Genomic DNA, 11,192 nt, shown 5'->3' with positions numbered 1-11,192 from the left:
GCGGCGGTGTCTTCCGCAGCCGAACCGAGCGTGGTGCTTCCGCTGGCAATGGGCGCGTCATTCACCGGATCCCCGATCAGATCAACCGATTGGCTGGCCGACGAATAGGCCGAACCGAGGGTGTTCAAGCCCTGGCCCAACGTGTTCGCAGCCGGGAGCGCCGACAGCGAGCCGTTGGCAGCGCCGTCAAACTGGTCCCACGCGCGGAAGGTCAACGCGTTCGGCACCGAGCCGTTCCAGTCCGGTGCCGGGTCGAAATAGACTCGCGTGTTGCCGTCGGCCACGAGATGCAGCGCGTTGGCCTCAGACACCGCGGTCGTGCCGTTGCCCGCGAATTCCGTCCAGGTTGCGCCGTTATTGGTTGAATACCACCACGTGCCTACCGTTGTGTTCGCGGCGGTGATCGCCACGCCGATTGCGCCCGGCGACGTGCCGTCATGGGCGTTTGCGCCGTCTGGATCGGTCACGTTGCCGCTGCCGGTCAGCGCCGACACCAGCGTGCCGACTGCACCGACCGGCGCGCCGGCGTCTTCAGTCGCGTGGTTGAGCGTCACGGGAACGCCGTTCAGCAGCGGCGAATCATTGGTCGCAACGACATCGATGGTCGCCACAGCAGCGGTCGTCGTCGCGTTGGTCGTGCTGTCCATTACTGAGATCGTTACGTCGCGCACCGTCGTGTTTGGCGTGTCGCTACTGTCATAGTAGGAGACCCCGCGCAACGCCGCCTGCACGGTGGCTGCGCTGAGATTGGTGCCGGTGAGCGTCATCGTGCCGGTGGCCGCATCGAAGCTGGCCGTCACGCCCGACGGCAGCGCGCCCGCAACGAGAACGTCCTCGCCAGGCTTGAAGTTGCTGATCTTCACTGTGGCGCCGGCGAACGTATCGGAACTCGCCACCGACAATGTGCTGTCCACCGCCACGGCCACCGCTGCCGCCGGCGAGTCGTTCGGTTCGATGAAGGTCGCGCTCGACCCGCCCGGAGCGGGTATCTCGTTCACGGTCACAAACGCCGGCACGCTGGTCATGTTGCCGCCGGTGCCCTGCGCGCCGGCGGTATTGTGATCGTCGAGCGTCGCGCCGATCTGGATACCGGTGCTGACGGTGCTGGTATCGGTACTCGAATAGCCGAGGCTGTCCAGCACGTTCTTGACAGTCGCGGCGGTGGCGCCGGCACCGAACGTGATGCTCAGCTTGCCGTTCGCCTCCGCAAAGGTGCCCACGGCAACGCCGCTGAATGTAACCGTGCTGCCCGACAGCGACAGCAGGCCGGTACCCACGAACACATCGGTGTTGACCGGCGCCGCGACGCCACCGCTATACCGCTGAAGCGTCAGCGTCGTATTGCTGTAATCGCCGCCGAGTGCGTCGAGCTGGGTGTCGCTGACAGACGCGCCGGCGCCGGACAGCACCATCGCCGGGCCACCTTCCGCGTAGGTGGTGCTACCGCTCCAGTTCGCGATGACCGGCGCGGTGTCCGGTGCCTGGAACGAAAAGTCCACGCTGTTGTGAGCGTCACCGGCTGAGGTGAACGACGCGCTGGGCGGACTGCTGCTGACCGAGCCGTCCGGGTCGTAGACGAGCGTCTCGTTGGCCGGCACTCCGTTCAGCGAGATTGCGACCGTGCCGTCGGGCAGCGCCCCGAAGCTGTAGGTCCCGTCGCTGGCTGTAGTCGTGGTTTCGTGGATGACCGTGCCACCGGGCTGGGTGATGGTCGCTGTGACCGTAATGCCGCCTAGCGCCGTATCGGCCGAACCGCCCGTTTGCGAGAACGTAGTTTTGTCGTGGCCGACGTCCTGCCAGACCCGCCCTTGCGCACTACCGATATCAGTGGCGGCCGTGGCGACATAGTTGTTCGGTGGATTGGCGGCCGGATCGAAGTCGCGCGGCCCGGTGACCGACCCGACAGCACCGGCGGTCGAGCCGTTGAATGTCTGCTGTCCCGCCAGGCTTTGCCACGTCGCCGTGGCAGTGTCGTTCTGGACGGTCTGGCCCGGCGCGACCTTCACCGTGTACGTGATGACCTCGCTGCCGCCTGCGCCGAGTTGCCCGATCGCGTAGTTCAGGTCCGTGCCCGTGGTTCCCCCGGCGCCGGTGCCACCCGTGCCTGCGCCGGTGGCGCTGACGAACGCGATGTTGCTTTCGTTCGTGGCCGCCGGATTGTCCAGCACGACGTTGTACGCGCTCGACAATCCGGTGTTTTTCACCGTGACCTGATACGTGACGGTGTCGTTGGTATTGTCGACCGCGGTGGCGGTCTTCGTGACGGTAACGGCCGGTTCCTCGACCGCCACGCTGACGTCGTTCGACGTAACGCCGGCCACCGTGAACGACGTCTGCAATGCCGAGGCGCCCTGACGGTTGGCCGCAACGTTCGTCACCACCGCGTTGAATTCGACGAGCACGTAGTTGCCAGTCGACGAGTTGTCGTTGTTGCTCAGCGTGCCGAGGTCGATGGCGACGCTATTGCCGGTCGCGGTGACCACGCTTCCCGGCAGCGCGTCGACCGGCCTGAAGGTGGCGACGTCGACGGTGCCCGCGCCCGTGTTGGTGATGGCCGACGGTGAAATGTAGTTCGCGGCCCCTGGGTTGATGTCCTGGTATTGCGTGATGCCCGACAACGCACTGTCGGTCGAGACCAGATCTCCGTTCGGGCTGACGAAGGCGATCTTCGCGCTGCCGTCATTCAGATATTCAAGGCCGGACGGCATCGTGAAATTGAGCGTCGTCGGGTTCGAGCCTTCGGGAATTTCCACGTACGCCTGCATCGTGACCACTTCACCGACGGCCGCCTCGGTCGACGTCTGCGTATTGGTCTGCGTCGGCGTGCTGGCCGTGTCGGTGTTGTTCGATTCGCCGGTGATCGACAGCACCGGCGTGATCTGCCCGATGGTCGCGGTATCGGTCGCGCTGTCGCTGTACTTGTGACCTTGCGCTGTGCCCGGCAGCGAGTAGTAGGTGCCCGAGGTAGTGTCGGCCGGTGTATCGACCGTGAACGACGTGCCCGCCGGCAGGTTCGGATTGACCGTGGCCTGGAATGTGAACGTCGCCGTCTGGCCGACGGCGAGCGTGTCGAGCCCGATGTTCAGGGCGCTCGCGTTGGCGTCGGATGTAGTCGAATTCGTGCCGCCGCTGACGTGCTGCAGCGAGCCGTTGACGTAGGTCAGGCCTGCCGGTAAATCGAGCAGGTCGGCGAGGTTGTTGGCCGGGGCGGTACCGTTATTGGTGAGCGTGACGGTGTAGGTCAGCCCTTCGTGGCTGAATACGGTGCCATTGGTCGCGATCGGCACGCCCGTGGTGGTGTCGGCAGCCGTGATCGTTTCGATCACCTGCGGATCGTGTTCGGTGACCGTCGCGGTATTGGCAGCCGTGACGGGCGTGGTCTGGCCCGAGTCGTAGTTCAGGAACGCACTGTTCGAATAAGTCGTCGGGGCGCCGCCGTGAGGCGTGTCCGTGGCGTCGACCGTAGCTGTATAGACGATCGTGATCGTGCCGTTGGTGTCGACCTGGCTATTGGTCACCGAACTGCCAAGATCGAAGGTGACGGTCGAGCCTGAAGACGACGCCGTAATCGTGCCGCCATTCGATGAAGTGACGCCGGTTCCAAAGCTGGTTGAGCTAATGCTCCCGAAGGTCATACCTGCGGGTAACTGGTCGGTCAGCGTGAGCTCGCTCGCACCGTTCGACGTCACGCCCTGCGGCAGCGTGAGTACGACCGTGTACGTCACGGTTTCGCCGGGCACAACGGCATTGTCCGTGCCAAGCGGAAGGGCTGTATCGCTGCCACTGGTTACTGTCTTCGTGACGCTCGGCGCGCTGATGCCTATCGTCGCGCTGTCCGACAATGCCCCGGAACCTTCGCCAAGCGTCAGTGCAGCAGTGCCGGTGCCACTCACGAAGCCGTTGCCCGCCGCCACGCCGCCCGTCACGCTAGCCCAGTTGACGACCGACGAGCCGGCCGCGAGCGTCTCACCCGTTTGCTGCGTGGTAGACAGTGTCAGGTCGTACACCACGTAGACCCGGTCGCCGGCGGCAATGCCCACGTCCGTCCCCGCGGTCGAGATCAGTTTGACACCGCCCGCGCTGAAGTATTGAGCCGCCGTGACACCCGTGTCGATCTGCGCTCCCGCCGAGTTATAGATCGCGAAGTTCGTTACATTGCCGGTCGAATAGCCGCTCGGCAGCGTGCCTTGCACGGTAACGTCAAAGGCGCTCGCGTGTCCTTCGTTATCAACTGTCGACACCACGCGTGTGATGTCCCCGCCATCGGCGCCCGTCACGTTGAGGTCGTCCGCCGCCAGCGGGTTTGCCGTGCCGTTCGCACCCACAGTCGTGAACAGGGTGCCAGCGGGCGTGCCGGCGGGGGCAAATGGGCTGCCCGCCGCGCCGCTCGGCGTGACGTCGGTCTGCGGCGTCCACGGTATGGCTGAGTTCGGATTCGACGTGTCAGGCGTAAAGGTGCCCTTGGACGCGCTACCATCGCCGACGACCGACACCACCCCGGTCTTCACCGTCACTTCCGGCTCTTCCAGCGGCACCTGCTGGATGGCCGCCGTAGCGGCCGTCTGACCCTCCGCATTGGTGTACGAGCTATCGCCCTGGCTCGTCAGTGGCAAGCCGTCGGCAAACGGCTTGTTCGATGCCACCACACTGAAGTACACAGTGACCTTCTGGCCGGCCGCGTTGGTCGTGTCGTCGCGGTTGCCAAAGTTGAACGAGATGCTGTTCGCCGTGCCGTTCGCCGTCGCGGAGACAACCGACTCGCCGCTGAGCGGATTAATCAGCTTGTAGGTGCCGGCCGTCGGGAACGAGTCGGCGGTGTTGTCCGCCGTGTACGCGGTCACGTTCGAACCGGTCGACGTCGGGTCGGTGGTGGAAAAAACCGGCAGTGGCAGATTCGCCGTCAGGTCAAGCGAACCGTAGTCGCCCGTGGTGAGCGAATAGGTGAGGCCATAGGTGACCGTGTCGCCCGGCTCGATGTGGGTGAGGTCAGTGGTCTGGCCGTTCACCGCGACCACGCTCAGCACCATCGAGCCCGGAGCAACGGTGTCAGTGACCGATGAGTTGTCGGCGACCGTTCCGGTTGAGGCACCGACGGTTTGCGCTGTGTTGTCGACCGTCACAACCGAGGCGCTCGTGCCGGCAAGAGTGACCTGGTTTGTGATCTGGTCCTTTTCGCGCAGGCTGTCCTCGTTGTTGGTATTCGTGTACTTATCAAGCACCTTCGTAACGAACGTGATCACGCCCTGGGTCGCGCCGCCCCCGCCGCCCTGCAGAACCGAAGCGAGCGCGCCGGCGCCCATCTGCGCTTCGAGCAACGCGCCAACCCCGAAGCTGATCGACGTCGCGCCCGGATTCGCGCTCGTGCCCGCGTCGTCGCGCGTGTAGTTCCATGCGGAGTTCGAGCCGCTTTCAGCGACCGCCTGTCCGTTCACCGTCGCCGCGACGAGATTGCCGGCGTCGCCAAACGATATCGGCGCTGAGCTCACGCCGCTGCGCGTGACGCTCAAAGTCGGCGCCACATACCCAAGCTCGGTCGGAGAAAGCAGCGAGAGGCCATCACCGAGCTGGTCCGCGATCTTCAATTGATTGAGCGAGTAGTAGTCCGATACTTCGAAATGAATCGATTCGGTAACGACCTCACCCGGCACAATGTTGCCGGCGGGCGCGTCGTCGGTCACCTGGATCGCGAGCGCCTTCGCAACGAAATCGGTCGAGGTCGGGTTGGTCGAACTGTCGCCGGAAATGGTCTGCACGCCGAGCGCGTGATCGAGCGATGCTGCGGTCGGCGTCCATGAACCGGTATAGCTATAGATCGTGGCCGCGGTGATGTCGCGCGGCGTGCCGGCGGCATCGAGCACCGGGTTACCGTTTGCGTCGAATTGCGGTACGAAGACGGGAATCTTGACGACCGTGGCCGTGTCGGCCCCGTCGGTGCCGAGCGACGTGAAGTGCACGGTCACCGTGCCGCCCGGACCGTTTGCGCCGGCCACTCCCGGATTGAATGTCGCGGTCCCGGTCGCCCCGCCCGGCCCCGTGAACGCGATGGTGCCGTGGGTGTATTGCACCTCTGGCGGCAGATCAAACGTGAAGGTCGTGTTCGATAGCGGATCGCCCTGCGTGACCGGCGCGGGCTTGATCGTCAGGACATAGTTGAATGGATAATCCGGGCCGGTCGCCGTTTCGCTTTCATGGAGGTCGGTGGTCGCGGAGACGTCGAGCAGCGATACTGTCGAAGCTGCGACAGCCATGCCGTCCGCCGCGCTCGTCACGCCCGCCGTCCCGGCGGTGCCGCGGATCGACGGATCGGTGCCCGGGTCGTTGAGCGGATCCGCGCCGTACTGGAAGCCACCGATCGCGGTGATGTCGAGCGCCTGGCCACCGTGCATGCTGGATAACTCGGTGCTGTTGTCAAGCGTGAAAGTCAGCTGAATCTGCGCGGCGGGCTGGCCTGGCGTGAAGCTGCCGAACGGCAGTGAGAGCACGTACATCACGTCATTGGCCTGGTAGCCAGGGGGCGCCGCGACGAACAATGGCTGGCCGGTATTGTCGAGCGCGAGCGGATGCAACGCGCCGAGCACGCCTACGTGGCCGGGGATCGTGGTCGACAACGTCACCGCTTCGGGGGTGATCCCGGCGCCGAGGAACGACGCCCCGGTCAGCGTAGCGGTCTGCGCTGCGTCTTTTGGCACGTACAAATCGATGAACGGACCGTATCCGACTCCGTTGGTTGCCGCGTTTGCGAACGTCACCGTTTCCGTGAACGTACTACCGAGCAGGACGTCGCCGGGCACCGTGGCTGGATCGAAGCTGACCGTCGGCACGGGACTGTCGAGCACACCTTGGTATGCCGCCATCGATGCTGCGCTGAACGGCGCGCCGACTGCGAGGACGCCGGTCGTGCGCTCCAGGGTCCAGTCGCCGCCAAGTTGCGCCGCGCCCGTGGCGTTGGTCGATGCAGCGACCTGCGCGCCCGTCAGTGCATGAACACTGTCGACGAATGCCAGACCGTTGTCGCCCTGGCCTACGTCGCAACCCCAGAATTCGATGTCTGCGTTAGCGGCAAGATGGTCACCCCACGACGCGACTTCGCCTGCGTGGCTCGCGAGCGTAGCAGTCGTGATAGGCGCATTGCCTAGCTCAATCTGGCCTGACTGGCCGTAGGTGAGGAACTGAATTGCAGTGAGATCCGAGCGTCCCTTGAGCGCGGCTGTAACCTGTTCGAGCCCATCGCGGTTCGGATCGACCAGCACGATCTGCACATTCTTCGCGACGCCCTTCGCGAGCGCCTGCCAATTCGCGACGCGCGGGTCAATGAACAGGATTTCGGTTGCCGCAGGATTCGGCGCGAGCGCCGGAATATCGCCCGGCGCATACGTCGGCGTTAGCGTCGCATCATGCTGCGTCTGGTCGTAATGGCGGGAATGGGGATGCGATAAATCCGAGGAAACGGGGTGATGGCCGTGATCCGCAGTATCGGAATGTGTTGTTGTATGAGCGACCGCTGCCACGCTGCCATCGAATAGATGGCGCGCTTCCAAAATCAGCTTCATTGTTGTTTCCCCGAATTTTTTGTTGTTTCCCAGAATTTTGATGTGGAATTTAAGCGTTTCTAAATTCCACCGCAAGTACGGGATTATTTATTTAAATGAAATTTTCTGTAAACAAGATCTACGGCTGGACGATGGCTCTTCTAACGGAGTCATCCGACATAAGGCGGAAGTCCGTACAGAAAGCATTGAGTGACAATCACGTGAAATGCAGCGCAGCTTTGGACAAGCCGTGTGTGTTGTTCGCCGCCAACAGCACACTGCACAAGCCAATTCAGTCCATCAGAGACGGAATGGATTCATATAACCGGTACTAAGAGATCGACCGCGAATACCCCTGGCGAAGGGATTCAACTATTAGCGGTCAGCATTGAGTTAATGAAATTACTTTGTAATATTTCCGGTATGACTTTGTAACATTTAAATGCGACATACACATTGTCCGAGTCAACTATGTGACGTGCGTCTCGAAATCGCGACAGAAAAACCGAGCCTGAAACACCTTGATCAAACGATTGCGGCACGTACGTTTTTGTTTCTCTCTTCCCTATATGCCGCCATGACCGTGGATTGAAGAATACTTCAGACAAATATAACTGCAGTGGGACGGGTGGCTGTGTCGTGCTAAGGGTGCAGGAGTAAATTCCAGGAGGACATTTTCCCGAAGTGAAGCGTGATATGAAGAAGGCGACTGCGAGAAGAACCCTGCCTGCGGGCGTAGCGAAGGTACTCAAGCGCCCGCACTATCCGCTGAACGCGATCCTGCTGTGTGTCAGATGGTACTTGACCTCCCCGCTAAGCCTGCGCCACCTGGAGGAGATGATGGTCGAACGGGGTTTCGAGGTTGACCATTCCAGCGTGCATCGCTGGGTGATCAAACTGGTGCCGTTGTTCGCGAAAGCCTTTCGCAGGTACAAACGCCCGGTCGGCAAGCGCTGGAGGATGGATGAAACCTACGTCAAGGTGCGTGGCCAGTGGAAGTTCTTGTATCGCGCCGTGGACAAGGCCGGTAATACGGTTGATTTCCTGTTGCGGGCGCATCGCGACCAGGCTGCAGCGCGCCGCTACTTCGAAAAAGCCATTGATCGGAACGGCGCGCCTGAGACCGTGACCATGGATAAAAGCAGGGCCAATCTGGCCACCCTCCTGGCCATCAACACCGAACGGGAAACGCCCATGAAGGTCCGGCAGGTCAAGTATCTGAACAACATCGTCGGGCAGGATCATCGGGCGATCAAACGCCGAACCAGGCCCATGATGGGTTAAGGATTTCCGGTGTGCCCGCACGATGCATATGATCAGGAAAGGCCAGATGAAGAACAGCGGCGTTACCCGAACCTCCGCTGCTCAGTTCTATTCACTGGTGGCATAAGGACTCCTTACCATTGCGAAACTCTCTCGCCTCGCCGAACTTGTCGCGACACAACCGCGTTTTCGGGAGAATCCGGGAAACCCCGGGAAGCCTTGACTGGCGGAAGGCAGCAGACTCCTACAACAGCTCGGAAAGCCGCGCCAGGTTTGGCTCCCACGTTGTCAGTTACAGCCTACCCATGAGCCTACCCATGTCTTGACGGTGCACCGCCTAGCGAGGCCACCGTCATCGCGCCGAACTCTCCCTCCAAATGGCGCAACTGCTCCTGCTTGTCGGCCTCCTCAGCCAATCGAATGACCGGCACGGATCGAATGCGACTGATCGCAGACGGGGGAGACCGGCCATGAAGCGTTGTTCCACTGCACCGTTAGCCAGTTTGCGCACGCTCGCTCAACGGCTTGAGGCACATGTGTGCCACAAAGCATCAATGGCGTCGCGACAATAGTGTTTATCGTCAGACTCAGCGCGCGGCCGCGGTGACCGCGCGCTGCATCGCTCGTTTCCAGTCTACCGCCGCGATGAAAGCCGGCGTACGACGGACACGAGCCTGTCGACTTCATCGCACGTGTTGTAAAAGGCCAGCGACGGCCGCACGGTCGCCTCGACACCAAAGCGCCGGAGAATCGGTTGCGCGCAATGATGACCTGAGCGCACGGCAATCCCTTCTTCGTTCAACGCCTGCCCGATCTCTTCCGTCTCGCAACCCTTCAACACGAACGACAATACGCTAGCCTTATTCTTCGCTGTACCGATCAAACGCACGCCTGGCACCGGTTGCAATACGCTCGTCGCATATTCCAGCAGATCGTGTTCATAGCGCCCGATATTCTCGATGCCCACGCGTGTCACATAATCGATCGCGGCCCCAAGACCCACTGCATCGGCAATGTTGCCCGTGCCCGCCTCAAAGCGATTTGGAGGCGCCTGAAACACGGTCCGCTCGAACGTCACGTCCGCTATCATGTTGCCTCCACCCTGCCATGGCGGCATATCCTCGAGCAGGTCGCCTTTGCCATAGGCCACGCCGATGCCGGTCGGACCGAACAGCTTGTGGCCCGAGAACACAAAGAAATCGGCATCGATTTCCTGCACGTTCACACGCATGTGCGAGACCGATTGCGCACCGTCGACCAACGCCCGAGCGCCTGCACGATGTGCCATCGCAACAATCTCCTGCACCGGCACAACGGTACCCAATGCGTTCGACACCTGCGTCACCGAGACAATCTTCGTGCGGCTGTTGAGCAGCTTCTGATATTCATCGAGACGGACCTGACCCGAGTCGTCGACAGGAATGACGCGCAGCGTTGCGCCCTTTTGAGCGGCGAGCTGCTGCCAGGGCACGATGTTGGCGTGATGCTCGAGATGCGACACGATGATCTCGTCGCCCTCGCCAACGTTTTGCACGCCCCAGGTTTTCGCGATCAGGTTGATACCTTCCGTCGTGCCGCGCACGAAGATGATTTCTTCCGCCGACGCTGCGCCAATGAAGCGCCGCACCGTGTCGCGCGCACCTTCGTACGCGTCGGTCGCGCGTCCTGCCAATGCATGCGCGGCACGGTGAATGTTCGAGTTCTCATGCGCGTAGAAGTACGACAGACGGTCGATGACCGACTGCGGCTTCTGCGTGGTCGCGGCGTTGTCGAACCAGACAAGCTGGCGTCCATTCACGCGCTCTTGCAGAATCGGAAAATCGCGCCTGATGGCGTTGACATCGAATGGCGGATGCGCGGAACCAGTCTGCGGTAAGTGCTCAGTCGAATGCGGCGCACGGACATTGTCGAGAAAATAGAACGAACCGGTACGATCAGGCTCACCGCCCGCCGAGACTGCCCGCTCTCGGCCGCTAACCGAACGAAGCGAACGCAGGTCATCGATAGCCGGCACACCGAGCGATTCGGCCGTCGGTACATCATGACCGGGCAACGGCAGGTCGCGGCTCGCGCCGGATGACGCACCCGCGTCCCGCAGGAAATAGAACGGCGACGCCGCCGGTTGATCACGTTGCGCCACATCAGGCACGCCGACGCCAAGCGCAGCGCCGCCGAAGCGCGGTTCCAGAGCCGGCGCGGCGCTCGTCACAGAGTCAGGTACGTTGTTTTGCGAAACCGCATGCGGCGCCAGCGCCGGCACGCGATTGCCCAATGACAAAACGTGCGTGGGCGCCGACGGAAGCAGGTTAGCGCCAGCCGCTTTGCCCTGCGGAAGGCTCAGACCCGGCACCCCCGTCCCCGCGCCGCCTGGTCCCGCAAAGGGAGACCCGGGCGGCACCG

At 62.4% G+C, this 11,192-nt stretch carries 3 protein-coding genes; 1 reads left to right on the top strand and 2 read right to left on the bottom strand.

The window, feature by feature from the left end; genetic code table 11:
- Positions 1 to 7,550 (bottom strand): DUF4347 domain-containing protein (locus tag EOS_RS08955; RefSeq protein WP_047846270.1); only part of this gene is annotated, 7,550 nt, incomplete at its 3' end.
- A gap of 675 nt (positions 7,551 to 8,225) precedes the next feature.
- On the opposite strand from EOS_RS08955, the gene EOS_RS08945 reads away from it, so the two are divergent.
- Positions 8,226 to 8,919 (top strand): IS6 family transposase gene (locus EOS_RS08945; protein WP_087881908.1). Its coding sequence is split into 2 segments (ribosomal slippage): positions 8,226 to 8,812 and positions 8,811 to 8,919, totalling 696 coding nucleotides; the frame shifts between segments, so codons are not numbered across the junction.
- Positions 8,920 to 9,426: 507 nt separating this feature from the next.
- Here EOS_RS08945 and EOS_RS08940 read toward each other — a convergent pair.
- The coding region (locus EOS_RS08940) for a family 2A encapsulin nanocompartment cargo protein cysteine desulfurase (RefSeq protein ID WP_047846268.1) at positions 9,427 to 11,192 on the bottom strand (1,766 nt) is incomplete at its 5' end.

This window comes from Caballeronia mineralivorans PML1(12) (genome assembly GCF_001028175.1).
Lineage (GTDB): Bacteria > Pseudomonadota > Gammaproteobacteria > Burkholderiales > Burkholderiaceae > Caballeronia > Caballeronia mineralivorans.
The sequence above is the reverse complement of the archived record's forward strand: the minus strand, read 5'-3'. Positions and strand labels throughout refer to the sequence as shown.